This window comes from Nocardia sputorum (assembly GCF_027924405.1).
In the GTDB taxonomy this organism is placed as follows: Bacteria; Actinomycetota; Actinomycetes; order Mycobacteriales; family Mycobacteriaceae; genus Nocardia; species Nocardia sputorum.
The window spans coordinates 2,203,684-2,230,200 of record NZ_AP026978.1 but is presented as its reverse complement, the minus strand read 5'-3'; the positions used below and the strand labels follow the sequence as shown (position 1 = coordinate 2,230,200).

General features: G+C 69.5%; 23 protein-coding genes. 14 read left to right on the top strand and 9 right to left on the bottom strand.

The window, feature by feature from the left end:
- The first annotated feature begins 56 nt into the window (after positions 1–56).
- The 3 genes from QMG86_RS10375 to QMG86_RS10365 all read left to right on the top strand — a co-directional run bounded on the left by QMG86_RS10375 (position 57) and on the right by QMG86_RS10365 (position 3,108).
- Entirely contained in the window at positions 57–1,031 is a 975-nt protein-coding gene (locus QMG86_RS10375; RefSeq protein ID WP_281879143.1) for a COX15/CtaA family protein, read from the top strand.
- Between the two features lie 68 nt (positions 1,032–1,099).
- Positions 1,100–2,083 carry a prolyl aminopeptidase gene (gene pip, locus QMG86_RS10370; protein WP_281879142.1) on the top strand — a complete coding sequence of 328 codons (984 nt, stop codon included), beginning with the start codon at positions 1,100–1,102 and terminating at the stop codon, positions 2,081–2,083.
- A 140-nt stretch (positions 2,084–2,223) separates the two neighbouring features.
- Entirely contained in the window at positions 2,224–3,108 is an 885-nt protein-coding gene (locus QMG86_RS10365; protein WP_281879140.1) for a universal stress protein, read from the top strand.
- 80 nt (positions 3,109–3,188) lie between these two features.
- On the opposite strand, the gene QMG86_RS10360 is transcribed toward QMG86_RS10365, so the two are convergent.
- From QMG86_RS10360 to QMG86_RS10350, 3 genes are all read right to left on the bottom strand, one after another.
- Positions 3,189–5,426 (bottom strand): serine/threonine-protein kinase, encoded by a 2,238-nt coding sequence (locus QMG86_RS10360; RefSeq protein WP_281879138.1) that lies wholly within the window; start codon positions 5,424–5,426, stop codon positions 3,189–3,191.
- 491 nt (positions 5,427–5,917) lie between these two features.
- On the bottom strand, positions 5,918–6,097 hold the full coding sequence (locus QMG86_RS10355; protein ID WP_281879136.1) for a hypothetical protein: 180 nt from the start codon (positions 6,095–6,097) through the stop codon (positions 5,918–5,920).
- 41 nt (positions 6,098–6,138) lie between these two features.
- The gene (locus QMG86_RS10350) at positions 6,139–6,597 is read right to left on the bottom strand and encodes a DNA-directed RNA polymerase subunit beta (protein WP_281879134.1); all 459 of its coding nucleotides are present in this window, start codon (positions 6,595–6,597) and stop codon (positions 6,139–6,141) included.
- A 397-nt stretch (positions 6,598–6,994) separates the two neighbouring features.
- Between QMG86_RS10350 and QMG86_RS10345 the strand changes: the two genes are divergently transcribed.
- Together QMG86_RS10345 and QMG86_RS10340 are read left to right on the top strand one after the other, a co-directional pair.
- A complete protein-coding gene (locus QMG86_RS10345) occupies positions 6,995–8,335 on the top strand; it encodes a helix-turn-helix domain-containing protein (RefSeq protein WP_281879133.1) in 1,341 nt (446 codons plus the stop codon).
- Positions 8,336–8,451: 116 nt separating this feature from the next.
- The gene (locus QMG86_RS10340; RefSeq protein ID WP_281879132.1) at positions 8,452–9,024 is read left to right on the top strand and encodes a flavoprotein; all 573 of its coding nucleotides are present in this window, start codon (positions 8,452–8,454) and stop codon (positions 9,022–9,024) included.
- 200 nt (positions 9,025–9,224) lie between these two features.
- Here the strand turns inward: QMG86_RS10340 and QMG86_RS10335 are convergent, their stop codons facing one another.
- Both QMG86_RS10335 and QMG86_RS10330 read right to left on the bottom strand, forming a co-directional pair.
- Entirely contained in the window at positions 9,225–10,013 is a 789-nt protein-coding gene (locus QMG86_RS10335) for a transporter substrate-binding domain-containing protein (protein WP_281879131.1), read from the bottom strand.
- A 15-nt stretch (positions 10,014–10,028) separates the two neighbouring features.
- On the bottom strand, positions 10,029–10,379 hold the full coding sequence (locus QMG86_RS10330; RefSeq protein WP_159837638.1) for a hypothetical protein: 351 nt from the start codon (positions 10,377–10,379) through the stop codon (positions 10,029–10,031).
- Positions 10,380–10,440: 61 nt separating this feature from the next.
- Between QMG86_RS10330 and QMG86_RS10325 the strand changes: the two genes are divergently transcribed.
- Positions 10,441–11,406 (top strand): quinone oxidoreductase family protein, encoded by a 966-nt coding sequence (locus QMG86_RS10325; protein WP_281880896.1) that lies wholly within the window; start codon positions 10,441–10,443, stop codon positions 11,404–11,406.
- Positions 11,407–11,449: 43 nt separating this feature from the next.
- On the opposite strand, the gene QMG86_RS10320 is transcribed toward QMG86_RS10325, so the two are convergent.
- Complete coding sequence (locus tag QMG86_RS10320; protein ID WP_281879129.1) at positions 11,450–12,052, bottom strand: TetR/AcrR family transcriptional regulator; 603 nt, start codon at positions 12,050–12,052, stop codon at positions 11,450–11,452.
- Between the two features lie 84 nt (positions 12,053–12,136).
- Between QMG86_RS10320 and QMG86_RS10315 the strand changes: the two genes are divergently transcribed.
- Entirely contained in the window at positions 12,137–13,552 is a 1,416-nt protein-coding gene (locus tag QMG86_RS10315; protein WP_281879128.1) for an FAD-dependent monooxygenase, read from the top strand.
- Here QMG86_RS10315 and QMG86_RS10310 read toward each other — a convergent pair.
- The gene (locus tag QMG86_RS10310; RefSeq protein ID WP_281880894.1) at positions 13,545–14,435 is read right to left on the bottom strand and encodes a heme o synthase; all 891 of its coding nucleotides are present in this window, start codon (positions 14,433–14,435) and stop codon (positions 13,545–13,547) included. The two genes, QMG86_RS10315 and QMG86_RS10310, sit on opposite strands and share 8 nt — an antisense overlap.
- A 950-nt stretch (positions 14,436–15,385) precedes the next feature.
- On the opposite strand from QMG86_RS10310, the gene tkt reads away from it, so the two are divergent.
- The 7 genes from tkt (at position 15,386) to QMG86_RS10275 (ending at position 24,837) form a co-directional block, all read left to right on the top strand.
- Positions 15,386–17,527: a transketolase gene (tkt, locus tag QMG86_RS10305; protein WP_281879127.1), complete on the top strand. Its 2,142-nt coding sequence runs from the start codon at positions 15,386–15,388 to the stop codon at positions 17,525–17,527.
- Positions 17,528–17,533: 6 nt separating this feature from the next.
- Positions 17,534–18,670: a transaldolase gene (tal, locus tag QMG86_RS10300; RefSeq protein ID WP_281879125.1), complete on the top strand. Its 1,137-nt coding sequence runs from the start codon at positions 17,534–17,536 to the stop codon at positions 18,668–18,670.
- Positions 18,671–18,673: 3 nt separating this feature from the next.
- Entirely contained in the window at positions 18,674–20,248 is a 1,575-nt protein-coding gene (gene zwf / locus QMG86_RS10295) for a glucose-6-phosphate dehydrogenase (protein WP_281879123.1), read from the top strand.
- Positions 20,245–21,153, top strand: coding sequence for a glucose-6-phosphate dehydrogenase assembly protein OpcA (opcA, locus tag QMG86_RS10290; RefSeq protein WP_281880892.1), 909 nt, complete (start codon positions 20,245–20,247; stop codon positions 21,151–21,153). The genes zwf and opcA overlap by 4 nt, the downstream gene beginning before the upstream one ends.
- Positions 21,146–21,901, top strand: a complete 756-nt coding sequence (gene pgl / locus QMG86_RS10285; protein WP_281879121.1) for a 6-phosphogluconolactonase — start codon at positions 21,146–21,148, stop codon at positions 21,899–21,901. Before opcA ends, pgl begins: the two co-directional genes overlap by 8 nt.
- Before the next feature lie 107 nt (positions 21,902–22,008).
- Complete coding sequence (locus QMG86_RS10280) at positions 22,009–24,309, top strand: thiamine pyrophosphate-dependent enzyme (protein WP_281880890.1); 2,301 nt, start codon at positions 22,009–22,011, stop codon at positions 24,307–24,309.
- 48 nt (positions 24,310–24,357) lie between these two features.
- Positions 24,358–24,837, top strand: a complete 480-nt coding sequence (locus tag QMG86_RS10275; protein WP_281879120.1) for an SRPBCC family protein — start codon at positions 24,358–24,360, stop codon at positions 24,835–24,837.
- Between the two features lie 9 nt (positions 24,838–24,846).
- On the opposite strand, the gene QMG86_RS10270 is transcribed toward QMG86_RS10275, so the two are convergent.
- The gene (locus QMG86_RS10270; RefSeq protein WP_281879119.1) at positions 24,847–25,449 is read right to left on the bottom strand and encodes a DUF7691 family protein; all 603 of its coding nucleotides are present in this window, start codon (positions 25,447–25,449) and stop codon (positions 24,847–24,849) included.
- Between the two features lie 61 nt (positions 25,450–25,510).
- The gene (locus QMG86_RS10265; RefSeq protein ID WP_434086200.1) at positions 25,511–26,458 is read right to left on the bottom strand and encodes an alpha/beta fold hydrolase; all 948 of its coding nucleotides are present in this window, start codon (positions 26,456–26,458) and stop codon (positions 25,511–25,513) included.
- Between the last annotated feature and the right edge of the window lie 59 nt (positions 26,459–26,517).

Genomic DNA, 26,517 nt, shown 5'->3' with positions numbered 1-26,517 from the left:
CGAAATGTAGTAGACCGGGTGAAGTCGCCGGATCCGGCCCGGCTACCATTTTCGACGTGCTGTATCGCGCGTTCTTGCGACTCGTCGACAAGCTGCCGCTGCCCTCACTGCGAGCGCAGCGCCTGATCGCGCTCGCGGTCATCCTGTCCCAAGCCGGGATCTCGGTGACCGGCGCGGTCGTGCGCGTCACGGCGTCCGGGCTCGGCTGCCCCACCTGGCCGCAGTGCTTCCCCGGCAGCTTCACCCCCGTGGCGGTGTCGGAGGTGCCCGCCCTTCATCAGGCGGTCGAGTTCTCCAACCGGCTGCTCACCTTCGTGGTCACGCTGTGCGCGGCGGCGATCGTGCTGGCGGTGACCAAGGCGCGCCGCCGCCGCGAAGTGCTGGTGTACGCGTGGCTGATGCCCGGCGGCACCGTCGTGCAGGCGATCATCGGCGGCATCACGGTGCGCACCGGGCTGCTGTGGTGGACCGTCTCGACACACCTGCTCGCGTCGATGGTGATGGTGTGGCTCGCGGTGGTGCTGTACGCGAAGATCGGCGAACCCGACGACGGCATCGACGCCGTGCAGGCTCCCGCGCCGCTGCGCTGGCTCACCGTGCTGGTCGGGATCGCACTGGCCGCGGTCCTGGTCGCGGGCACCTTGGTGACCGCCGCCGGTCCGCACGCCGGCGACAAGAGCATCGAACGTCCGGTCGAGCGCTTGCAGGTCGAGATCGTCACCCTGGTGCATCTGCACTCGCAGCTGCTGGTCGGCTACCTCGCGCTGTTGATCGGCTTGGCGTTCGGCCTGTTCGCGGTCGGCATCACGCCCGCCGTGCGCACCCGCCTCTTCGTGCTGCTGGGGCTGGTCTGCGCCCAGGCGCTGGTCGGCGTCGTGCAGTACTTCACCGACGTCCCCGCGGCGCTGGTCGTCGTGCACGTGGGCGGGGCCGCGGCGTGCACCGCCGCCACCGCCGCGCTGTGGGCTTCCCTGCGCACCCGGGAACGGGTCGCCGCCCCGAAGCCGGACCCCGCCGCGCAGGCCGCCTGAACTACGCACGCGCCCCGCTCGCCGACCAGCCGGGCGGTGCGCCGCGCTCGACGGTAGCCTGGTCGATCGTGTCCACGCCCGACTCGCAATCCGATGCGCCGCAGCCCTTTCCCGATATCGAGCCATACGCCCACGGGCTGCTCGACGTCGGCGACGGTCAGCGGATCTATTGGGAGACCAGCGGTAATCCGTACGGCAAACCGGCGCTGGTCGTGCACGGCGGGCCCGGCGGCGGCGGAACCCGCCGATCGCGCCGAACCTTCGATCCGGCGGCCTACCTGATCGTCCTGTTCGACCAGCGCGGGTGCGGCGAGAGTCTGCCGCACGCCTCCGATCCGGCGGTCGACCTCGCGCACAACACCACCCAGCACCTCATCGCGGACATGGAACGACTGCGCGAACACCTCGGCATCGACCGCTGGTTGCTCTTCGGCGGTTCCTGGGGCTCGACGCTGATCCTCGCCTACGCGCAGCGCTATCCGTTGCGGGTCAGCGAGATCGTGCTGGCCGGGGTGACCATGACCCGGCCGGAGGAGATCGACTGGCTCTACCGCGACGTCGCCCGGCTGCTGCCCGAGCAGTGGGAGACCTTCCGCACCGGCGTCCCGCTGGCCGACCGCCACGGCGATCTGGTCGACGCCTACCGGAGGCTGATGGAAAGCCCCGACGCGCCGACCCGCGAGGCGGCGGCGCGGCGGTGGTGCGCGTGGGAGGACGCCGTGATCGCGCACGAGAACCAGGGCAGCCCCGGTCAGTACAGCGCGAAGCCGGACGCCGCCCTGCTGGCCTTCGTGCGGATCTGCACGCATTACTTCGCCAACGCCGCCTGGCTGGAGGACGGGCAGCTGCTGCGCGACGTGCACCGGCTGACGGGCATTCCCGGCGTGCTGATCCACGGCAGACTCGACCTGAGCGCCCCGCTGTACACCGCCTGGCAGCTGGCCCAGGCATGGCCCGAAGCGGAGTTGCAGGTCATCGATGATGCCGGGCATACCGGAAACCCGGCCATGGGCGCCGCCGTCCGGCGGGCGGTCGCCCGGTTCGCTCGGTAGCCCGCTCCGTACTCGTTCCGGGAAGCTCGCCCGGTGAAGGTCTTAGGTCCCCACCATCAGGGGTCAACCGCCCCCGGCGCGGAGGGCGCGGTCGCTGCGAATGTGGAAGTCGACCCTGTCACAGCCGCATCGGAGACGACATGAGCGCATCAGCAGATCGTCGGTCGATCATCGTCGGAATCGACGGCAGCCCGACCGCTGTGGCCGCAGCGCGCTGGGCCGGAGCCGTCGCGAATCGGCAGCATGCCCCGCTGATGCTGCTCGGCGTCGTTCCCGCGCTCGACCACCCGATTACCTCCTCGGCCTTGGCCGAGACCAACCTATTACCCGAACTACGAGCGGCGGCGAAGCAAAAAGTCCAGGAGGCGTTCGAAGCCCTACACGCCGAACAGCCGGACTTGGAGATCCGGCGGGTCGTGGAGGACGGCTCGCCCGCGCGGGAGTTGATCCGGCACAGCGCGGCCGCGCGCATGGTCGTCGTCGCGGCGAAATCCCAGGACCGGCTCTCCACGCTGCTGCTGGGGTCCACCGCGCTCACGGTCGCGAACAGGGCGACATGTCCGGTGACTGTCTGGCGGGGCAGGCTCGACCGGCCGCTGCCGGACGAACGGCCCGTGCTGGTCGGCGTCGACGGCAGCCCCGGCGGTTCCGCCGCGGTGGGCGCGGCGCTCGAGCTGGCGTCCACGCTGGGTGTCGAAGTGACCGCCCTGCACGCGTGGAACGACCCCGACCTGTTGCAATGGACGCCGGTGCCCGACGCGTGGGACACGCTTGCCCAGCAGGAGGAGGAACTGCTCTCCGAACGCATGGCCGGATGGTGCGAGAAATACCCGGACATCACGGTCACGAAAGTGGTCGAGAAGGCCACGCCCGCACAGGCGCTGCTCGAACACGGCGAGAAGGCACAGCTGATGGTGACCGGCAGTCGCGGACACAACCGCCTCACCGGCCTCCTCGTCGGATCGACGAGCCAGAGTCTGCTGCACCACGCGCCGTGCCCGCTGGTCATCTGCCGTGAGCGGTAGGACACCGGACGCGGCGCCCGCCTGGGCCGGTGTGCTGGGGAGGCGAGCATCGGCGCCATCCGCGACAGCTGAGTCGTGCGTCAGCGCGTGGTTTCCACCGGTCTCCGGACCACCCGCTGGAGCGCGCGCAGGTCCGCGTCGAGCGTCCGGTACAGCCAGTACACGGCGACGAACGCCAGTCCGCCGACGGCGCACAAGCCCAGCACCGAATCGCGCACCAGCGGAAGTTCCTCGGGTTCGAGCAGGCTGAATCCGGCGAGCACCCCGACCAGCGGCACGGACGCGGTGATCGCGAGGTAGATCGTGGTTCTCCGGCGCAGCGTGCGGATGACGCCGGAGTCGTGCGCCGTCGTACGGCTGTAACGGAAGTAGAGCGGATAGACGCAGCGGACGATGTAGAACGTCGACAGGAAGAACGTGTACGCGACGGAGATGACGGCCGCCATCAAAACGGTCGTCGCCGCGTGGACCACCAGGCGCGCCGGTAGGTCGGTGAGCCAGAGCAGCAGCATCACCCCGACCACGGTCGCCGAAACACCGGTCTGAAAGGTGTTCAGCGCGCACATGTCGCCCCAGAACAAGGTGCGCGATCGCACCCGCGCGAGCAGCGCCTCGTCGTAGTGTCTGCCCGCGCGCAAGCCGCGGGGAACCGCGAGCAATTCACGCGACATGGATGCGTAGATGACGATCGACAACGGACCGGCGATGAGGATGAAGACGAACACCCCCATGTTGAGCTGCCAATTCGTGTGATCGGACAGGCGTTCCCTGATCAGTTCCTGGACGTGCACGGCCATATAGATGGTCGCCAGGCCGACGCCGACCAGCGAGGACAACCACAGGATGGGCGTGGGCCTGCGCGCGAGACGTGCGCGCCAGCTGCGCGGCGGCGGATAGACGAGATCGCGGGCCCGCTGCTCCAGGCACAGGTCGAGTTGCTGCGCCAATTCCGAACCGGAGGAGTAGCGGTCGGCCCGGTCGGGCGACAGGCACTCGAGCAGGACCCGGCGTAGTGCCATGGGGCAGTCCGGCGGGAGATCCGACAGGAACGCCGGATGGATGGGTCTGCGCCGCAGTTCGATCATCCGGGCCAGCGACGTCTGCGAATCGCCCGCGGATGTCTCGTCCGCGAAGGGACGACGCCCGGTGAGCAGCTCCCACAGCATGACGGCAAGCGCGAAGATGTCGCTTCGCGTATCCAGTTCCGCGGCGGTCCCGGGTAGGTCGGGGTGGCAGGCTTCGAGCTGCTCGGGCGACATATACGCCAGCGATCCGCCGAAGTACGCCAGCGGGCTGGTGCCCCGCACCCGGTTGCTGAAGCTGACGTTGAAGTCGGCCAGTTTCGGAATCCCCTCGGCGCTCAGCAACACGTTCGCGGGTTTGATGTCGCGGTGCAGCACCCCGCGTTCGGACGCGTGCTGCAGCGCCTCCGCGAGCCGGCGCCCGAGCCAGACGACGGTCTCCGGCCAGGTCAGTCCGGCGATCCGGAGCCGGACGGCGGATTCCGTCGGCCGGACCTCTCCTTTGTCGGCGAGTACCTGGTCGATGGCGTCGAGCAGCAGTTGCCCACCGCGCCGCTCCTGCGGCGTCAGGCGCGACAAGCGCAGCACGTCGAGCAGTGTCCCACCGGGCAGGTACTGCATATAGAGCAGTTTCAGCTCGCCGTCGGCGATGAGCCGCTGATCGAAGATGCGCACGATGTAGTCGTGGTCCAGCTGGGCCAGCGTCTGCGGCTCGTTGCCGTGGTTGTGCGAGATCTTGACCGCGACCAATCGCTGCATCGACTGCTGCCGCGCGAGGTACACCTGGGCGAAGGCGCCGACGCCGATCCGCATCAGCAGGTCGAAATCATCGACCCGATCGCCGACATCGATGGCGTCGAGCGCGACTTGGGCGCTCGGGCGAGCGATCATCGTGCTGCGGTAGTCGCTGGTGACCCGGTCGGGCGCGGAACCGGCCGCCGTGGCGGTGGCGGTCCCGGCCATATCGGTGGCGTCGCTGCCGCGATCGCTGCGGCGCATGGCGTGGAATTCCTCGTAGACGAGATCGGCCGGAAACGGACCGTCGCGTAGCTCGGGGAATTCCGCACGGTAGTCGATCAGCCGCTTGGGGAAGTCGAAGCGCAGCCAGCGGAATTCCAGATCGACCTTGATCAATTCGATCAGTGTCGTACGCCGCTCGGCTTGCTCACGGGGCAGGAAGGCGGCCAGATCGGGCGGGGACCCGGACGCCCAAGCCTCCGAGAATCGCGCCACGGCGGCGGCGAGCGCCGCGCGGGTTCGTTCAGCGGAATCGGCAAGATCGATCGGTTCACGCATCGGTAGCTCGGAATCAGCCCGGGCCGGTCATACGGCGGCTACCCACGATGCGACCGTGTCTCGCAGGTCTTCCACATCAGCTCCTCGACGTCGAATTACCCAGTTCAAGGGTATCGCCCTCGGAGCCCGCGGTGCTGCATCGGCGCGAGACGCAGAGGACAGTTGCTTTGCGGCCAGTTCGCCAGTTCGCTGATCTCGTCATATCAGGCCGATACCCGACTCGTGCTCCAGCGATGTCCGATCGCCCGTGCACGTCTGCCGACCGCTTACCGCCACCGGGCCGGTGCGCGAGGAAGGATCGCTGGTGTCCGCGCAAGGTCGAACTTCGGCAGTGCCGCGCACACCATGACGCGACCATCGCGGCGAACAGATCGCCGAAGTACAGCGCTACCAAGGCTCGCAGCGCGGGCGGGCGACGCGCCGTACCCGGCGGACTTCCCGCGAGCCCAGTCGCGGCGCGCGGACGCCATGGGCATCCGCCCCACCGCCGCTCACGGGTCGAGGAACAACCGCTCGTTCGGCAGGCGGGGTAGTCCGGTCGGATCGTCCGGCAGCACGGTGACCGCGTCTTCGTAGTGACGGGCGCGCCACTCCTGGACGAACAATTTCGCGGCGGTCGCGCAGGCCGCGAAATCCAATCGCACATCGTGGAATTGGACGGACAGATGCACATCTCGCTCGTCCGGTCGCGGCGACCGGTGCTCCGGCCCGGTCACCCTCGGTGTCCCGCGCGGAGACGAATCGCCGCGACCACGACCGAAGCCGACGGACGGAACGTATCGCGGGGCGGTTCTACCCACACCCGGAAGCACGGCGACCGGTCGGCGGGCGACGGCAGCGCGATCTGCGCACCGTAGCGGGCCACCGACACGTTCAAGCGGAACAGTTCGGCGAACAAGCCGACTTCATCGGGCAGGTCCGGCCGCACCAGATAGGTCCAGCGTCCCGAGCGCGGATGCGAGAGGATCGGCCCGAGCGCGCGGCGCCGGACCTGCATCAGCGCCTTCACCTCCTGCCCCAGCCGAGCGGGCATGGTGATCGCACCCACCCGTCCGGCGGGCACGACGATGCGCCCGAGTTCCGGTTGCACGGCCGCCGCGAGCCCGCACTGCCGGTAGAAGAGGCACAGGCTCGCCGGGGTGTCGGCCGCCGGAAGGCATGGTTCGCTCACCGCGTGGTCTCCCCCGCTGCCGCGCCGGGATGCCGGCGCGAAGCCGGTCTGCGCGAGTTACGTCCGCACGGCAGTAGCTCCGCCAGCGCGCCGAGCCGAGCGGGACACCGCACGATTTCCGCGCGAAAACCGTAGCGAGCCAATCGATTCGCCAGGGGTAGCAGCTGACCGATTCCGAGCACTATCGGCACGCGGACCGCGCCGAACGCAGATCGGTCACCAGTCGCCCGCACCGCGATCGCCGCACCGCGGCGCGTCCCGGCCGCATCTGGGCGCGCGAAACCAATTGCCTTTCCCCGCATCATGTTTGCCTTCCCCTGCTCATCGCATTCTGAGCACCCGAGGGGTGGGCACGACCGGCTGTCGCACGCATGGTCGCGCCCCGTCCCGACGGCGAGTGCTCGCAACAGCTTGGCGGGCCGCCGGACCGGCGCTGTCCCGCTGCGGGACACCTGGCGACAGGTCTAGCATGAGGTTTCGATCAGCATCCGGCGAGGGAGAGCCGATGAGCGAGGATCCGGGGAAAGACGAGGGCCGGTACATCGGCCGGCAGGTGCGCGCCATTCGCGCGCGCCGTGGCATCTCCCAGCAGGTGCTGGCCGACCGGGTCGGCGTCAGCCGGGGCGCGATCGCCAAATACGAGAACGGCGAGCGGCCCATCGATTCCCGCCGGACCCTGCACACCCTCGCCCAGGCACTCGGCGTCATGGTCGGTGATCTGACCGGCGATCAAGACGACCGGTTCGACCCGTCGTCGGCCGGATTCCACGCCGCGGTGCCCGACATCGAAACCGCGCTCTGGACCCGGGGCGACACCACACCGACTGCGCCACCCCGCAGCCTCGGGGACCTCGCGGCGACAGCACGTCATGCCGCCCATCTGCGGCGTGCGTGCGACTATGCGGCGCTCGGACCGCTGTTGCCTTCCTTGCTCACCGACTGTTATCGGCTCACCCGTGAGTCGACCGGAGCCGATCGAGATACAGCGTGGGACGTGCTTGCGGCTGCGGCATATACGACGGCCGCGTCGTTGAAGGCACGGGGATACTCGGCGTTGGCATGGACAGCGGCGCAGGAAATCGAACGCGCCACCGAGAACATCGGTGGCACGTCAGGTCCGGCTACCGCAGCCTTCACTCGAAGCCAGATCCTTCTGTCGCGTCCAGGCTCTCTGACTGCCGCGCTCGACGGAGCTGCCAACGCGGCCGAGCACCTCGGCCCGGATGTGCGAAGTCGCGGCGAGATCGAAACCCACGGCATGCTGCATCTACAAGCCGCGCTCGTCACCGCCGCACTCGGCGGCGACCCCGCCGACCACTTGAACGAAGCGAGCCAGCAAGTGACTCGGCTCGATCACGTGCCTCCGGAAACCGCGACTCTACGCAATCCGACATTCGATGCCACGAACGTGATCCTGTGGCGCATGTCCGCAGCGATGGAACAACGCGAACCAGGCCAAGTCCTCCAACTCGCCTCCACCCTCAACCCCCGAACCATCCCCGCCCAAGGCCGCCGAGCCCAATACTTCGTCGAAATCGGCCGCGCCCACGCCCTCCGCCGCGACCACCGCAACTGCCTGCACGCCCTCCTGCACGCTGAACACATCGCCCCCCAACAAATCCGAGGCATGACCCATGTCCGCGAACTCGTCACCCACATGATGCGCACCGCCCACCGCAACCTCACCACCGGCGACCTCGGCCGCCTCGCCAAACGCATCGGCGCGATCCCCACCTGAGCACTCGTAGTCGAGGCAGCGCGACGTAGTCGTCACGGCCACTCTCGCCGGCCCGGACCAACGCCGAGCGGGCCGAGTCGCCTGGACACGAAGCGGAGGCGTGACACCATGATGCTGTGGACGCCAACGGAAATCCGGTGCTGTACGCCCTCGTGACCGGCTCGCCCGCCTCGCGCGATGTCGGCAAGTTGATCGCCCTGGCCCAGGCGGACGGCTGGGAGGTGTGCGTGATCGCCTCGCCGTCCGGTATGGGGTTCATCGACGTCGACGCGATCAGGACGCAGACGGGTTATCCCGTGCGCAGCGAGTACAAGGAACCGGGCACCCCGGATGTGCTGCCACCCGCCGACGGCATCATCGCCGCCCCGCTCACCGGCAATTCGATCGCCAAATGGGCTGCGGGGATCTCGGATACTCTGCTGCTCGGTCTGCTGGTCGAAGGGCTGGGCAAGGGGTTGCCGATCGTCGGCGTGCCGTACTCGAACCGCGCGCAGATCAGCTTTCCGGCGATCCAGGAGGGGATCCGCAAACTGTCGGAGTGGGGCGTCGCCATCGTGATCGGCGAAGGCGAGCCGCACGAGCGGGGCACTGGTGAGGCGCGCCTCCCCCTGTTCCCTTGGCAGGCAGCGTGGAAGGCGCTCCTCGAACATCCGCGCCGCGACGGGGCCGAGCGTTCCGCGCCGAACTGACCGTCGGCTCGGCCGCCTACCCGCTCGCCTTCACCCCCTGGGTTCCTCGCCGAGCGTCGGGATCGCCGCATATCGCCGGCTCGTAGCGGTTCTCGTCGCCCGACGTCACGGGTTTCGCAGTCAGCGCATCGCGCACAACCGGAAGTCGACAGCCCCGCCTGACCGTCGGCACTGCCGCGCCATGCAGACAGCGACCTGCCTCAGCCGACGGGAGCGTTCGGCCCGATCCACTGGTCGAACAACCGGTCCACCGCGCCCGTCGCGAGCTGGGAGGTCAAGTAGGCGTCCAGCAAGGCCGCCAGAACGGGATCGTTCTTCCGCACCAGCAGAACTTTCCCGAACGAGTCGAACGGCGCTTCGGGATGCAGCACTTGCAGGTCGGGGTGCTGACGCACGCGGTAGCGGCCCTCCACCGAGTCGGTGACGAACACGTCGGCGCGGCCCTGCTCGATCTCGCCGAAGATCGTCAGATTGTCCGGCCACAAGGTGAGCTGCGCGGCGGGGAAGTTCTTGCGCGCGAAGTCCTCGTTCGTGCCACCGCGATTGGCGATCACGCGCACATCGGGACGGTTGATCTCCGCGACGGTCGAGTACGCCGCGCCGCTCGCGCGATGGGTGACCGGGGCCTTGCCGTCGGTCCCGTAAGCGATCGAGAAGTCGGCGAACGCGCGACGCGACGGCAGGTCGGAAATGCCTCCGACCGCGACATCGCAGTTGCGCTCGGCGAAGTCGGTCGGCAGCGTCGCCCAGGTCACGGGCACGAACTCGATCGGGCGGCCGAGCAGTGCGGCGAAACCCCGCGCGAGATCCACGTCCACGCCGCGGTAGCCGCCCGCGTCATCCCTGATCGAGTACGGCGGGTAGTCACCCGGCGTGCAGGCGCGCAGCGCGGAAGATGTCTCCGGCTCCGCGACCGCCGGAATCGCCGCTGCCACAAGGGCTGTCCACCCGGCTGCCAGCACCGCGCCGATCCGGGCGGGCAGCGTCATCCGGCTACGCAACGATCACTTCTCGTTGCGCGCCTTGGGGAAACGCGCTTGCTTGGCGACCCAGCCCGCCATCTTGGCCCAGTGGCCCTTGCGCGGCGTGACGATCGAGGTGAGCTCGCGATCCCATTCGTCGGCCTCGGTGAGACCGTCGATGGTGGCGACCAGCGCCTTGGCGGTCTCCAGGTCCGGGACGACCCGGTCACCGAGAACACCATCGGAGCCGACCAGGGTGACGCGCACGCCGGCGCGGCCGATCGGCTGCAGCACGGCCGTGGCGGAACGTCCGTGGTCGGCGACGAATCCCTTGACGGATTCCACGAGGGCGCCCGACAGCTTCTCCGGCGCCGTGGCGGTTTCAGCACTCATGGCACGCAGTTTACCGACCGGTAGGCACCGCGCCCGCCGCTCGGGTGTAGAACTGGAACTCATGCGCGCCATTCAGGTTTCCGAACACGGTGGTCCCGAGGTCCTGAAGTACGTCGAGGTGCCCGATCCGCAGGTCGGGGCGGACCAGTTGCTGGTCGACACGCAGGCGATCGGCATCAACTTCATCGACACCTACATCCGCACCGGGCGCTACCCCCAGAGCGTGCCCTACGTCCCGGGAGCGGAGGGCACCGGCGTCGTCGCCGAGGTCGGCGCGAACGTCACCGAGTTCGCGGTCGGCGACCGGGTCGCCTGGGCCGCCGCACCCGGCAGCTATGCGCCGAAGGTGGCGGTGCCCGCCGCGGTCGCCATTCCGGTGCCCGACGGCGTCGACCCTCCGGTGGCCGCCTCGGCGCTGTTGCAGGGCATGACCGCGCACTATCTCATCGAGTCCGTTTACAAGCCCGAACCCGGTGAGCCGGTGCTGGTGCACGCGGGCGCGGGCGGCGTCGGGCTGATCCTGACCCAGCTGCTCAACGCACGCGGCGTCCGGGTGATCACCACGGTCTCCTCCGACGAGAAGGAGACGCTGTCGCGCGCGGCGGGAGCCGCCGAGGTGCTGCGCTACGGCGACGATCTCGCCGACCGGGTGCGCGCCCTCACCGATGGCGTCGGCGTGGCGGCGGCCTACGACGGCGTCGGCGCGGCGACCTTCGAGTCGAGCCTCGCCGCGTTGCGCGTGCGCGGCACGCTCGCCCTGTTCGGCGGCGCGAGCGGTCCGGTGCCGCCGTTCGACCTGCAACGGCTCAGCACCGCCGGCTCGCTGTTCGTCACCCGCCCGACCCTCGCGCATTACACCCGGGACCGCGCCGAGCTCACTTGGCGCGCGGGCGACATCCTCGAGGCCATCGCCAAGGGCACGCTGAACATCCGGATCGGCGCCACCTACCCGCTCGCCGACGCCGAGCGGGCCCACCGTGACCTGGAAGGTCGCAAGACCACCGGTTCCATCGTCCTGCTTCCGTAGACGCGCGAGGTGGGTGAATCCGGCGGGTCGCCCACCGTCGGCGTCAGTAGTCGCGACCGGTGAGTCCGCGATAGATGAAGCGGGTCAGGCCCTCCACGGCCTGCTCGTCGGTCAATTCGATGTTTCCTTCCTCCACCGCGGCCAGCAAGCTCTGGGTGAGCAGGAACATCATCGCCAAGCTGGCATCGTCCGTGCTCGGCAGCCGCAATCCCTTGTCGGCGAAGCCGGCCACATGGTCGGCGATGTCGGCGCGCTGCTGGACACCGAAACGCGCGAGCATCTGCGCGAATTCCTCGTTGACCAGAGCCGCCTGATTCACCGCGCGCAGCACGGGCGCGTGTTCTCGGGCGAAGGTCCAGTACCCGGCGACGTGATAGCGCACCGCTTCCGGGTCGCTGAAATCCGGGTTGTGGCCGGGACCCTCCGCGCGCTCGTCTCCCGCCGCCGCCAGGTCGTTCAGCAGCGCCTGGAGCAGTTCTTCCTTACTGGCGAAGTGGTTGTAGAACGACCCGGCCGCACGTCCGGCGGCCGTCGTGATGTCGGTGATCTTGGTGTTCAAGTAGCCGCGCTCGGCGAACAAGCGCAGGGCCGCGGCCTTCAACGCCTGCTCGGTTTCGGCGGACTTCTCTTTGCGACTCAGCGACACCCACCTCACCTCCTTGACAACGCAACGTACCAAGCGCAACACTGAATCGACATTCACTGAATAATGATTCATCAGGAGTACGACATGTCGCAGCTGGTTCTCGTCGCGGGCGCCGGACCAACCGGTCTCACCCTCGCCCTCGATCTCGCGCGCCGGGACATCCCGGTCCGGATCGTCGACAAGGCGGCCACCTTCTTCGCGGGCTCCCGGGGCGACGGCATCCAGCCGCGCACTCTGGAAGTGTTCGATGACCTGGGCGTATTGAACGCGATGCTGGCGGCAGGCATGCCGACACCGGTGATGCGGGTGCACCTGGACGGACAGTTCGTGGCCGAACGCCGAATGAGCGAGCCGGTCGAGCCCACCCCCGCCGTCCCCTACCCGAACCTGTGGGTGCTCGGCCAGTCGCGCACCGAGGCCATCCTGCGCGACCGGCTCGCCGAGTTCGGCGTACACGTGGAACTCGGCACCGCGCTGACCGGCTTCACACAGGACGGCGACGGCGTCACCGCGACGCTCGAACGCGACGGCACGCGGGAGATCGTGCGCGCCGCCTACCTGGTCGGCGCGGACGGCGGCAAGAGCACCGTGCGCAAGACACTCGGCATCCCGTTCGAAGGCAGCACCGACGAATCGCTGCGCATGCTGCTCGGCGACGTGCGCGCCGACGCGCTGGATCACGAGTTCGGTTACTGGTTCGCCGCCGCCGACGAGCCCATGCAGGGCATCGCGCTGTCTCCGCTGCCCGGTGGGCGTCAGTTCCAGTTCGCCGCCCCGTTGAACGGCGACGCCGAGCCGAGCCTCGAGCTGCTGCAGGAGTACGTGGACCGCTACTGCGGACGCGACGACGTCACCCTCACCGACTTGACCTGGGTGACCGTGTGGCGGCCGAACATCCGCCTCGCGCGGCGTTTCCGCGACGGCCGGGTCTTCCTCGCCGGGGACGCCGCCCACGCGCACCCGCCCACCGGCGGCCAAGGCATGAACACAGGCATCCAGGACGCCTACAACCTCGGCTGGAAGCTGGCCGCCGCGCTTTCCGGTGACGACACGCTCCTGGACAGCTACGAAGCCGAGCGCAGGACCGTGGCCGCCGAGGTGCTGGGTCTCAGCTCCGCACTACTGGACAAACTGGTCGACGGTGCGGACGACGCGATGGAACGCGGACCGGAGACCCAGCAGCTGGACATCAGCTACCGCGACCCGGCCGCGCGCGAGCAACTGGCCGTCGGCGACCGCGCGCCCGACGCGCCGGTGAAAGACGAGCGAGGACGGGCCGTCCGGCTGTTCGACCTGTTCCGCGGGCCGCACGCGACGGTGCTGAGCTTCGGTACGCCGACCGAGGCGGTGCCGCACGCGTATGCGGTGGTACGGCCAGGGGCACAAGTAACGGGGCCGCATGTGGTGGACGTCGACGGGCATGCCCACGCGGCCTACGCCGCGAGCGAGGGCACCCGGGTGCTCGTCCGCCCGGACGGCTACATCGGCGCGCTCAGCTGAAGAAGCTGCCGATGGTGTCCCAGCCGAGCACCGAGTCCACCGCGAGACCGCAGAACACCACGGCCAGGTAGTTGTTCGACTGCAGGAACAGCCGCAGCGGCTTCACCGATTCGCCGCGCCGCACGCCCGCGTACAGCTGGTGCGCCATGAGCAGGAACCACGCTCCGGCCACCAGCGCCACGGCCGCGTAGATCACGCCGGTGGCGGGCACCAGTGCGAGTGTGGTGAGCACGGTCAGCCAGGTGTAGACGACGATCTGCTTGGTGACGGCCCGCTCGGTGGCGACCACCGGCAGCATCGGCACGCCCGCCGCGCGGTAGTCCTCCTTGTAGCGCATGGCCAGCGCCCAGGTGTGCGGCGGCGTCCAGAAGAAGATGACGCCGAACAGCGCGACGGCGGGCCAGCCGATGCCGCCGGTCACCGCCGACCAGCCCACCAGCGCGGGCATGCAGCCCGCCGCGCCGCCCCACACCACGTTCTGCGAGGTGCGGCGCTTGAGACCGAGGGTGTAGACGAAGACGTAGAACAGGATGGTCGCGACGACCAGCAGGCCGCTGAGCAGATTCGCCTGCCACCACAACCAGGCGAAGGAGCCCGCGCCGAGCGCGACGCCGAACACGAAGGCGTTGCGGGTCGGCACCGCCTCCCGGGCCAGCGGCCGCTTGGCGGTGCGCTTCATGACCTTGTCGATGTCGGCGTCGGCGACGCAGTTGAGCGTGTTCGCGCTCGCCGCGCCCATCCAACCGCCGAACAGCGTCGCCAGGATCAGGCGGATGTCGATGGTGCCGCGGTCGGCGAGCAGCATGGTCGGGATCGTGGCGACCAGCAGCAGCTCGATGACCCTGGGCTTGGTCAGCGCGACGTAGGCCAGGATCCGTCGCATCAGCCGGGACGGTAGGCCGGGACCCGTGAACCGGTCGGCCAGCGCCGTCGCGGAGGAGCCGTGCGCACCATCGCCACCCGGCTGTTGCCCAATCCGCACTGTCTCTCCTCGCACGCTGTGCATCGCATCCGGCATGGACCAGCAGTGCGCTCGTCCCGGTGGTACCGATGTGCCCGCGCCGGACTTCGGTCCGCCCCGGCGCCTCTTTCCGACCGGTGCGGCGCGACTACTACTACAAAGGATGGTAGACCCCCGCCGCCCCCGCCCCTCCCGTCGCCCCCGCGCTACAGCGCCGGAATGTGACGGGCCCGACGGCTCGTTCCGCGCCGCCGCGACGGCTTCGCCAGGGACGTTCACTCGCCCACGCCGCCACCGGCCGGGATGCTCGGCCCGATCCGCGTACCGTCCGCGACTCGCATCAGAACTCACGAGTGGCACATGACGGAGGCGAATCGCGCGGGGCCGTTCCGTCGTGTGCCACTCAGGCGCGCCGCCCGGCTGGAAATTTCGTCGGACCGGATGGGGCCGGGCGAATCCGCCGCGCCTTGGGGTGACGTTTTCCAGCAACTTCGCTACCGCACTGGTGGACGCCACAAAGCAGTCGCTTGCTCGGCACTGCCCCTCCACACCGAAAGCGCTTTCCACGAGGGCGTTCGCGGTTCGGCCTGGACCCGGGGCAGGCGCGGGAGAGACCGGTTCCACCCGCTCGCGCGGCCATCGTGCAAGGCCGCCAACGCCCCGCCGACGCCGTCGCCGCTCGCGAAACCCCACCTGCGAACACGCAGCGCAACGGGCCTCGCGAAACCAAGACAGGGTTAATGGTGTGCCGGTCACCGGGCACATCTAGGGTAGTTGGGTATACCCGGTGAGCACGCCGTAGCTGCCGCGCGATCATCGCCGTCAGAAACCCACCCGCCGTCGACGAAACCAATGTCAGGAGAACCTCGGTCGTGTCGATCACAGACGACATCCGCGCCCTCACTCAGCCGAACCACCCGGACGACTGGACGGATCTGGACACCAAGGCTGTCGACACCATCCGGGTCCTGGCCGCCGAGGCGGTGCAGAACGCCGGAAACGGCCATCCCGGCACCGCGATGAGCCTGGCGCCGCTGGCGTACACGCTCTACCAGCGCACCATGCGCATCGACCCGAGCGATCCCAGCTGGGTCGGCCGGGACCGGTTCGTGCTGTCCTGCGGGCACTCCAGCCTCACCCAGTACATCCAGCTCTACCTGGCGGGCTACGGTCTGGAACTGGACGACCTGAAGAACCTGCGCAAGTGGGGCTCGCTCACCCCGGGCCACCCGGAATTCCGGCACACCGACGGCGTGGAGATCACCACCGGCCCGCTCGGCCAGGGTCTGGCCTCGGCGGTCGGCATGGCGATGGCCGCGCGGCGCGAGCGCGGTCTGTTCGACCCGGACGCCGCGCCCGGCACCAGCCCGTTCGACCACTTCATCTACGTCGTCGCCTCCGACGGCGACCTGGAGGAAGGCGTCACCTCCGAGGCGTCGTCGCTCGCGGGCACCCAGCAACTGGGCAACCTCGTGCTGATCTACGACGACAACAAGATCTCCATCGAGGACGACACCACCATCGCCTTCACCGAGGACGTCGCGAAGCGGTACGAGGCCTACGGCTGGCACGTGCAGGTGGTCGAGGGCGGCGAGGACGTCGTCGCCATCGAGGCCGCGCTGGAAGCCGCCAAAGCCGAGACCGGCAAGCCCTCGATCATCGTGCTGCGCACCATCATCGGCTACCCGGCGCCCAGCAAGATGAACACCGGTACCGCCCACGGCGCGGCGCTGGGTGCCGACGAGGTGGCCGCCACCAAGAAGGTCCTCGGCTTCGATCCGGACAAGAGCTTCGACGTGGACCCGGCCGTCATCGAGCACACCCGCAAGGTCATCGAGCGCGGACGCGAGGCGCACGCGCAGTGGCAGAAGTCCTTCGACGCGTGGGCCGCGGCCAACCCCGAGAACAAGGCGCTGTTCGACCGCCTGATCGAGCGGCGGCTGCCGGACAACTGGGTCGCGAATCTGCCTGTCCACGAACCGGACCCGAAGGGTATGGCCACCCGCAAGGCGTCCGGCAAGGTGCTCGCCGCACTGGCGCCGGTGCTGCCGGAGCTGTGGGGCGGTTCGGCCGACCTCGCCGAGTCCAACAACACCACCATGCCCGACCAGCCCAGCTTCGGGCCGGAGTCGATCTCCACCGGCATGTGGAAGGCCGACCCGTACGGCCGGACGCTGCACTTCGGCGTCCGCGAGCACGCGATGGGCGCGATCCTCAACGGCATCGCGCTGCACGGCCCGACCCGGCCCTACGGCGGCACCTTCCTGGTCTTCAGCGACTACATGCGTCCCGCCGTCCGTCTGGCCGCGCTGATGCGGGTGCCCGCGATCTACGTCTGGACCCACGACTCCATCGGCCTCGGTGAGGACGGCCCGACGCACCAGCCGATCGAGCACCTCGCCGCGCTGCGCGCGATCCCGGGCCTGAACGTGGTCCGTCCGGGCGACGCCAACGAGACCACCTACGCCTGGCGCACCATCCTGGAACGCGACAGCAGCGAGCACCGGTCGCACTTCTCGGTGTCGGAACTGCCGCACCAGGACGGCCCGTCCGGGCTCGCGCTGACCCGCCAGGATCTGCCGATCCTGAAGGGCACCAGCTACGAGGGCGTGTCGAAGGGCGGCTACGTGCTGGCCGAGGCGTCCACCGGCACACCGCAAGTGATCCTGATCGCCACCGGTTCGGAGCTGCAGCTCGCCGTCGCCGCCCGCACTACGCTGGAGGAGCAGGGCATCGCCACCCGCGTGGTGTCGATGCCGTGCGTGGAGTGGTTCGACGCGCAGGACAAGGCTTACCGGGACGAGGTGCTTCCGCCCGCGGTCGCCGCGCGTGTCGTCGTCGAAGCCGGTATCGCGATGCCGTGGCACCGGTTCGCCGGTGACGCGGGCGAGATCGTGTCGATCGAGCACTTCGGCGCCTCCGCCGACTACAAGACCCTGTTCCGCGAATTCGGCTTCACTCCGGAAGCCGTCGTTGCCGCCGCGCAGCGCACGCTCGAGAACGTGAAGGGATAAGCGCTCATGGCTCAGAACGAGAATCTCGCCGCCCTCTCGGCGGCGGGAGTGTCCGTATGGCTCGACGATCTGTCCAGGGACCGGATCAGCTCCGGCAACCTGCTCGAGCTGATCGAGACCCGGTCCGTCGTCGGGGTCACCACCAACCCGACGATCTTCCAGGGTGCGCTCAGTCAAGGCCACGCCTACGACGGCCAGCTGAAAGAGCTTGCCGCGCAAGGCGCGGACGCCGACGCCGCGATCCGCACCATCACCACCGACGACGTCCGCGCGGCCTGCGACGTGTTCGCTCCGGTCTTCGAGGCGACCGGCGGCGTGGACGGCCGGGTTTCCATCGAGGTCGACCCGCGCCTGGCGTTCGACACCGACCGCACCGTCGCGCAGGCGGTGGAACTGTGGAAGATCGTCGACCGGCCCAACCTGTTCATCAAGATCCCCGCCACCGAGGAGGGCCTGCCCGCCATCACCGCGGTGATCGCGGAGGGCATCAGCGTCAACGTCACGCTGATCTTCTCGGTCCAGCGCTACCGCGCGGTGATGGGCGCGTATCTGGAAGGTGTGAAGAAGGCCAAGGTCGGCGGCCACGACCCGGCCAAGATCCATTCCGTCGCCTCGTTCTTCGTCTCCCGTGTGGACACCGAGATCGACAAGCGGCTGGAGGCGCTGGGCACCGAGGAAGCGCTCGCGCTGCGCGGCAAGGCCGGCATCGCCAACGCCCGCCTGGCCTACGCCGAGTACCAGGACGTGTTCGACGGCGGCAAGCACACCTCGACGTTCCTGAACCTGGCCGCGTCGGGCGCGAATCGGCAACGCCCGCTGTGGGCCTCCACCGGGGTGAAGAACCCGGAGTACCCCGACACGATGTACGTCACCGAGTTGGTCGCCTCCAACACGGTGAACACGCTTCCGGAGAAGACGCTCCAGGCGGTCGCCGACCACGGCGTGATCGGCGGCGACACGGTCTCCGGCAAGGCGGAGGAGGCCAAGGAGGTCTTCGATCGACTCGCCGCGGTCGGCATCGACCTCGACGACGTGTTCGCGGTGCTCGAGCGCGAGGGCGTGGACAAGTTCGAGAAATCCTGGGAGGAGTTGCTTTCCGCCACCGCCGACGAGCTGAAGTCGGCGTCGACCGGGAACGGCTGACCGATGGCCGAAGCAGCGCCCGCGGATCGGCCGGACGCGGTCGAATGGCACAACCCGCTGCGTGAGAAGCGGGACAAACGTCTTCCGCGCATCGCCGGACCGTGCAGCATGGTCATCTTCGGCGTCACGGGTGACCTGTCCCGCAAGAAGCTGATGCCGGCCATCTACGACTTGGCGAACCGGGGGCTGCTGCCCCCGGCATTCGGCTTGGTCGGCTTCGCGCGCCGCGACTACGCCGACGAGGACTTCGCCCGAGTGGTGCTGGAGGCGGTGAAGGCGCACGCGCGTACCCCCTTCCGCCAGGAGGTCTGGGACCAGCTCTCCGAAGGCATCCGGTTCGTCCAGGGCAGCTTCGACGACAACGCGGCGTTCGACCGGCTCGCCGACACCCTCACCACGCTCGACAAAGAGCGCGGCACCGGCGGCAACCACGCGTTCTACCTGTCGATCCCGCCGAACATGTTCCCGGTCGTGCTCGATCAGCTCTGCGCGCACGGCTTGGCGCAGACGACCGGGCCGGACGCGGCGCGCAAACCCTGGCGGCGGGTCGTGATCGAGAAGCCGTTCGGGCACGACCTGAAAAGCGCGCAGGAGCTCAACGCGCTGGTCAACGGGGTATTCCCCGAGGAACGGGTGTTCCGCATCGACCATTACCTGGGCAAAGAGACGGTGCAGAACATCCTCGCGATGCGCTTCGCCAATCAGCTCTACGAGCCGATCTGGAACGCCAATTTCGTCGACCACGTGCAGATCACCATGGCCGAGGACATCGGGCTCGGCGGTCGCGCGGGGTACTACGACGGCATCGGCGCCGCGCGCGACGTGATCCAGAACCACCTGCTGCAACTGCTGGCGCTCACCGCCATGGAGGAGCCGATCAGCTTCGAGCCCAAGCAGTTGCAGACCGAGAAGATCAAGGTGCTCTCCGCGACCAAGCTCGTCGAACCACTGGACGAGACCACCGCGCGCGGACAGTACACCGAGGGCTGGCAAGGCAGCGAACACGTGGTCGGCCTGGCGCAGGAGGAAGGCTTCGACCCGGAGTCGACCACCGAGACCTATGCCGCGATCCGGCTGGAGATCGACACCCGCCGCTGGGCGGGCGTCCCGTTCTTCCTGCGCACCGGAAAACGGCTCGGCCGCAGGGTCACCGAGATCGCGGTGATCTTCAAGCGGGCCCCGCATCTGCCGTTCGACCAGACCATGACCGAGGAACTCGGGCAGAACGCGCTGGTCATCCGGGTGCAGCCGGACGAGGGCATCACCACCCGGTTCGGCTCGAAGGTGCCCGGCTCCGGTATGGAGGTGCGCGACGTCAACATGGACTTCAGCTACGGCGAGGCGTTCACCGAGTCCTCTCCCGAGGCCTACGAACGCCTGATCCTCGACGTGCTGCTCGGGGTTCCGTCGCTGTTCCCGGTGAACGCGGAGGTCGAATTGTCCTGGCGCATTCTCGATCCGGTGCTCGAGCACTGGGCCGCCGAAGGCAGGCCGGAGCCGTATGAGGCGGGTACCTGGGGTCCGGCCTCGGCCGACGAGATGATCGCCCGCACCGGGCGGGAATGGCGGCGCCCGTGATCGTGGACATGCCCGGGACCGACACCGGCGAGGTCACCAAACGCATCGTGCAGCTGCGCGAGAACAACGGCGTGATCACCGTGGGCCGCGTGCTCACGCTGGTGGTGTGCACGCTCGACAGCTCCGAGGCCGAGCACGCGATCGAGGCGGCGAACGAGGCCAGCCGCGAGCATCCCTGCCGGGTGGTGGTGCTCGCGCGCGGTGATCGGGAGGCCGCCACCCGGCTGGACGCGCAGATCCGGGTGGGCGGCGACGCGGGCGCGGCCGAGGTCATCGTGCTGCGCCTGCAAGGCGCGCTGGTCAATCACGAGAGCAGCGTCGTCACCCCGTTCCTGCTGCCGGACACGCCGGTGGTCGCCTGGTGGCCGCGCGGGGCGCCGGAGTTCCCGTCCAAGGATTCGGTGGGCCGCCTGGCCGGCCGCCGCATCACCGACGCCACGTTCGCGCCCGATCCGCAGGCGGCGATCAAGAAGCGGCTGCAGTCCTACGCCAGCGGCGACACCGATTTGGCTTGGAGCCGGATCACGTACTGGCGCGCCCTGCTGGCGGCGGCCATGGACGAGCCGCCGTTCGAGTCGGTGGATTCGGTGACGGTGTCCGGGCTGCGCGACGAGCCCGCCCTGGACATGCTGGCCGGTTGGCTGGCCGCCCGGCTGGACTGCCCGGTGCGCAGGCGCACCGGCCCGCTGCGGGTGGAACTGCACCGCCCCACCGTCTCCATCGCGATCGAACGCCCGCAGACCGGCCGCACCGCGACGTTGACCCGCACCGGAGAACCGGTGCAGCGAATCGCCCTGGCGCGCAGAGCGACTCGCGATTGCCTCGCCGAAGACCTACGCAGGCTGGACGCCGACGAGACCTACGCGGAGGCGCTGGCCGGACTGGAGAAGGTGATCTATGAGTGAGCACACCGATTCGCCGTTCCCCAGTGACACCGTCGAGGTGCACCTCGACACCGAGTCGCTGGTGGCCGCCGCGGCGGCCCGCTTCGTCTCGATCGTCGTCGCGGCCCAGGCCGAGCGCGGTTCCGCGTCGGTGGTGGTGACCGGCGGCGGCACCGGCATCGCCCTGCTCGAGCAGGTACGCAAGTCGCCCGGCGACATCGACTGGTCCCGGGTCGACGTGTTCTGGGGCGACGAGCGTTTCGTGCCCGCCAACGATCCGGAGCGCAACGACCTGCAAGCCAGGCGGGCGTTGTTCGACCACGTGCCGGTGGACCCGGCGCGGGTGCATCCGGTGGCCGTTTCCGACGGCGAGTATCCCGACCCGATAGAGGCGGCCGCCGAGTACTCCGCGACGGTGCACGCCCACCTCACCGAACACGGCGCGTTCGATCTGCATCTGCTCGGCATGGGCGGCGAAGGGCACGTGAATTCGCTGTTCCCGCATACCGACGCGGTGCGCGAAGAGCACGAGCTCGTCGTCGCCGTCACGAATTCACCGAAACCGCCGCCGGTGCGGGTGACGCTCACCCTGCCCGCGATCCGCCGCAGCAGGCACGTCGTGCTGGTGGTCGGCGGTGCGGCCAAGGCCGAGGCGGTCGCCGCGGCCATCGGAGGCGCCGAGCCGGTGGAGGTGCCCGCGGCCGGTGCGACGGGTATCGATTCCACCACGTGGCTGCTCGATCAGGAGGCCGCGTCCGCTCTGCACTGAGCAAGCTCTCGTAAATTTGTCCGCCGCCCGGCTCGGTTGCCGGAAGACCAACGCCGGAAATCGCAGCCGAACGGCGGATTTTACGAGATGATCGGTCGGTGACCGAGCTGGCAGTGGATCTGGACGAGCGGTTCCGCACCGCCGTCGCGGCCCTCGTCCCGCGACCGGGCCGACCGGCGGACGAGCCGATCGCGCCCGGCGGCGCGATCACGGGCACTGCGTGCCTGGAACTGTTCGAAGCCCAAGCGACGAGCAGGCATCTCGATCTCGCGGCACGCCGTCTCGGCAGCGCCCGGCGCGGTTACTACAGCATCGGATCGTCCGGTCACGAGGGCAACGCCGCCGTGGCGGCCGCCCTGCGGGTCACCGATCCAGCACTCCTGCACTACCGGTCGGGGGCGTTCTTCGTGCACCGGGCCCGGCGCGTCCCCGGGCTGGATCCGATCCGGGACGTGCTGCTCGGCGTGGTCGCCGCGGCGGCGGACCCGATTTCCGGTGGGCGGCACAAGGTGTTCGGCAGCGCCGCCGCCCACATCATCCCGCAGACCTCGACCATCGCGTCGCACCTCCCACGCGCGGTCGGATTGGCGTTCGCGATCGATCGGGCGGCGCGACTGGGTGTCGCCGGTCCGTGGCCCGCCGACTCGGTGGTGGTGTGCAGTTTCGGCGACGCGTCGGCCAACCATTCCACCGCGGCCGGGGCGATCAATGCCGCGATACACACCGCGCACCAGGGGATCGCGATGCCCATCCTGTTCGTCTGTGAGGACAACGGCATCGGGATCAGCGTCCCCACGCCCCCGGAGTGGATCGAGCAGGCGTATGGCGGCCGCCCGGGCCTGGCGTACTTCCCCGCGGACGGCTGTGCCGCCCTCGACGCGCTGACCACCGCCGAGGCCGCCGCGCGGTGGGTGCGAGACCACCGCGCGCCCGCGTTCCTGCATCTGCGGACAGTGCGGCTGCTCGGTCACGCGGGATCCGATGTCGAAACCGCCTACCGCCGGCCCGCCGACCTCGCCGCCGACCTCGCCCGCGATCCGGTGACCGCGACCGCGCGGCTGCTCATCGAGTCCGGCGTGGCGACACCCGCCGACGTGCTCGACCGTTATGCCGAGCTGGGCCGCCGCGTCGCCGCGACCGCCGAACTCGTCTCCGCCGAACCGAAACTCGCCTCCGCGGCGGCCGTCATCGCACCGATCGCCCCGTCCCACCCGGCGCTCGTGCGCGCCGACGTGCTCCGCACCGGACCGCTCCCCCGCGCATACCCGGACACCGGCCGCGCGATCGCGAGCGCGGATGCGCCGCCCCGCCGCAACGGCGCGGCGCGGACCGATCCGATGACCGTGGCGCAGGCGATCAACGACACCCTCGCGAGCCTGCTGGACCGGGATGGCGACGTGCTGGTCTTCGGGGAGGACGTCGGCCGCAAAGGCGGCGTGTACGGCGTGACGAAGGGATTGCAGAAGACGTACGGCGCGCGCCGGGTGTTCGACACCCTGCTGGACGAGCAGAGCGTGCTCGGCACCGCGCTGGGCTCGGCGCTGGCCGGTCTCGTGCCGATCCCGGAGATCCAGTACCTCGCCTACCTGCACAACGCCGCCGACCAGATCCGCGGCGAAGCCGCCACGCTGTCGTTCTTCTCCGACGGCCGCTACCGCAACCCGATGGTGGTGCGCATCGCCGGATACGGCTACCAGAAAGGGTTCGGCGGCCATTTCCACAACGACAACTCGGTGGCCGCGCTGCGCGACATCCCCGGCGTCGTGCTGGCCTCCCCGTCCCGCGCCGACGACGCCGCGGCGATACTGCGCACGTGCGCGTCCGCGGCCCGGGTGGACGGCAGGGTGTGCCTGTATCTCGAGCCCATCGCGCTGTACCACACCCGCGACCTGCACGATCCGGGAGACGACGGCTGGCTGGCGCGCCCGTCCGCGGCCGGACACGTCGAGATCGGCCGCGCCCGCGTCTACGGTGACGGGGCCGACTTGACCATCGCCACTTTCGCCAACGGCGTGCCGATGAGCCTGCGCGTGGCACGGCGGCTGGCCCGGCACGGGATCAACGCGCGTGTGCTCGACCTGCGCTGGCTCGCGCCGCTTCCGGTGGAAGATCTCCTGCGGCACGCGCACGCGACCGGGCGGGTGCTCGTCGCGGACGAGACCCGCCGCAGCGGTGGCGTGTCGGAGGCGGTGTGCACTGCTCTGACCGACGCCGGTTTCACCGGCCGCCTCGCGCGCGTGACCAGCGAAGACAGTTTCGTCCCGCTCGGCCCGGCCGCAGCGACGGTGCTCTTGGACGAGGACCGTATCGAAGCCGCGGCCCTCCGGCTGCTGGCCGATGAGACCGGCACGCGGCCGCGGCGCGCCGAGGCCCGGCATTCCCCGGAATTCGATTCGGCCGGGGAATAGTGGAAATACAGTGAGAGTGACGGTGACCAGCAGTGGAAAGGACTCGCGATGACCACGATGTCCATGCTCGGCGAGGTGCGACCGGAGCACGAGCACACGGCCGACGGCGACCTGGTGCTTCTGCACTACCTGCGGTCGTTCCACAAGCCCGTGCTGGACGTGTGGTCGGCGGCCACCGAGCGCGGCCAGCTCGCCCGCTGGCTCGGCGCCGTCTCCGGCGGTAACGGCAACCTCACCATCGACTTGTTCGACGGTCCCGTCTCCGGCCCGGTCGCGGTGCGCGTCGACCATTGCCAGGCGCCGCACGAACTGGTCGTGCACATCGACGGCTGCCTGCTCGAAGTCCGGATGAGCCAGGTCGGCGTGGTCACCACCGTGGAACTGACCCGCCGCCACGTGCCTCCCGCCGACGCAGGCGCGATCGGCCCGCGCTGGCAATACCTGCTCGACCGCCTCACCGCCTACCTCGACTACCAGCCGCTGCCGCGGTGGTCGGACTACCCGAAGCTGGCCGGGGAATACCAGTAGGTCCGCGGCTCAGTAGAAGAACCCGGCGACGCCCCAGCCGGGACGCGCCTGCGCCTCCCGGATCCACGCGACGCAGGATTCGATGGCCGCGAGCACCTCGTGGTCGACCTCCTCCCGTTGCGGCGGTGTGGTCGACTCCCACTGCACCAGCGCCTCCGCGCACTGCTCCGGCGTCCATTCGCCGTAGCCGGGCAGCTCGTCGGGCTGCGGCAGCGCGGGCGGCAGCGAGTGGTACATGAACGCGCGGACGCTGACCGCTTTGATGCCGAGCGTGGCCAGGCCGTCGTCGATGTGGTCGAGCCAGCGGCCACGGAACGCCGAGAAGTAGCGGTTGTCCACGAACCGTCCGTAGAACTGGCAGATCGTCTGGTAGGCGTAGCCGTACTGGAAACCGTAGGCCGGGTCGAACGGGCCGCCGTCGATGACGGCGCGCACCGCCTCGTAGCGGGTGGGCGCGCCGGCCGCGATCTCGTCGGCGAACCAGTCGTCGTCATGGGTCAGCTGGGCCTTGAACCGGCCGCCGATCATCCGCCGGAGCTTGTCGTCCCGGGACCCGATGGCGCCGGAGATCCTGTCCAGTTCGACGACGTAGATGCTCAGGCTATAACTCATTCACCGAACATTAGCGGTGCCCACCGACAACGAACCGCACTGAGCCCGAGGACGTTTCGCCTCAGGCCGGAAGGCCGGCCCGGTGCGCCGCGAGGTGGGCGAGATGGGCGGTGAGCAACGCGTTCACCCGCTCGGTCCGCTCCAGCTGCACGAGGTGACCGGCGTCGGCGATCTCGGTGACCGCGCGCAGGTCGGTGACGTGCGCGCGCATGGTGGCCAGCGGGTCACGACCGCTGAAACCCTCCATGTCGGGATCGCGGTCGCCGTACAGGAAGTAGGCGGGCACAGTGACTTTCGCGGCGGCGTAGTCGGCGGTGAGCTCCCAGTTGCGGTCCAGGTTGCGGTACCAGTTCAGCCCGCCGGTGAATCCCGTGCGTTCGAAATCCCCCGCCAGCACGTCCAACTCGTCCGCGCCGAGCCAGCGCCACGGCAGCGCGGGCGCTTGCGGCAATACGTCGAGGTAGCCGGTGCCCTCGGCCGGGAAGCGCCAGGTGTCCAGGTAGTGGTAGTCGGCGCTGAGCGCGTAGTACACGCGGGCCAGGAACTCCCTCGGATGCGCGGCGAGTTCCTCGTCCGCCACGCCGGGGGTCTGGAAGTAGTGCAGGTGCAGGAAGTGCCGAGCCGCGGCTTTCGCCCACAACTGCGACGGAGCACGCGGCGGGCGCGGCGCGAACGGGTTGTTCAAGACGATGACGCCGCGCACCCGCCCCGGTGCGCGCAACGCCAGCTCCCACACCAGTGCCGCACCGAAGTCCAAACCGACGAACACCGCCTGCTCGGCGCCGATGTCGTCGAGCAGGGCGAGCAGATCCCCGCACACCGCGTGATTGGTGTACGCTTCCGGGTCGGCCGGGGCGTCGGTCCGGCCGTACCCGCGCAAGTCCGGTGCCAGAGCGCGGTATCCGGCCGCGGCGATGGCGGGGAGCTGGCGATGCCAGATGTACCAGGTGTGCGGGAAACCGTGGCAGAAGACCACCGGCTGCCCCGTTCCCTGCTCGGCGACGTGCATGCGGACACCGCCGGACGTCACGAACCGATGAGTCAGTTCCACTCGGACCTCCAAAACCT

What these genes read in the sequence shown, in the direction of transcription:
- QMG86_RS10365 (WP_281879140.1), top strand. Translation starts at nt 2,224, where the DNA reads ATGAGCGCATCAGCAGATCGTCGGTCGATCATCGTCGGAATCGACGGC.
- QMG86_RS10360 (WP_281879138.1), bottom strand. Translation starts at nt 5,426, where the DNA reads ATGCGTGAACCGATCGATCTTGCCGATTCCGCTGAACGAACCCGCGCG.
- QMG86_RS10335 (WP_281879131.1), bottom strand. Translation starts at nt 10,013, where the DNA reads ATGACGCTGCCCGCCCGGATCGGCGCGGTGCTGGCAGCCGGGTGGACA.
- QMG86_RS10330 (WP_159837638.1), bottom strand. Translation starts at nt 10,379, where the DNA reads ATGAGTGCTGAAACCGCCACGGCGCCGGAGAAGCTGTCGGGCGCCCTC.
- QMG86_RS10325 (WP_281880896.1), top strand. Translation starts at nt 10,441, where the DNA reads ATGCGCGCCATTCAGGTTTCCGAACACGGTGGTCCCGAGGTCCTGAAG.
- QMG86_RS10315 (WP_281879128.1), top strand. Translation starts at nt 12,137, where the DNA reads ATGTCGCAGCTGGTTCTCGTCGCGGGCGCCGGACCAACCGGTCTCACC.
- QMG86_RS10310 (WP_281880894.1), bottom strand. Translation starts at nt 14,435, where the DNA reads ATGCGACGGATCCTGGCCTACGTCGCGCTGACCAAGCCCAGGGTCATC.
- tal (WP_281879125.1), top strand. Translation starts at nt 17,534, where the DNA reads ATGGCTCAGAACGAGAATCTCGCCGCCCTCTCGGCGGCGGGAGTGTCC.
- zwf (WP_281879123.1), top strand. Translation starts at nt 18,674, where the DNA reads ATGGCCGAAGCAGCGCCCGCGGATCGGCCGGACGCGGTCGAATGGCAC.
- pgl (WP_281879121.1), top strand. Translation starts at nt 21,146, where the DNA reads ATGAGTGAGCACACCGATTCGCCGTTCCCCAGTGACACCGTCGAGGTG.
- QMG86_RS10275 (WP_281879120.1), top strand. Translation starts at nt 24,358, where the DNA reads ATGACCACGATGTCCATGCTCGGCGAGGTGCGACCGGAGCACGAGCAC.
- QMG86_RS10270 (WP_281879119.1), bottom strand. Translation starts at nt 25,449, where the DNA reads ATGAGTTATAGCCTGAGCATCTACGTCGTCGAACTGGACAGGATCTCC.
- QMG86_RS10265 (WP_434086200.1), bottom strand. Translation starts at nt 26,458, where the DNA reads ATGCACGTCGCCGAGCAGGGAACGGGGCAGCCGGTGGTCTTCTGCCAC.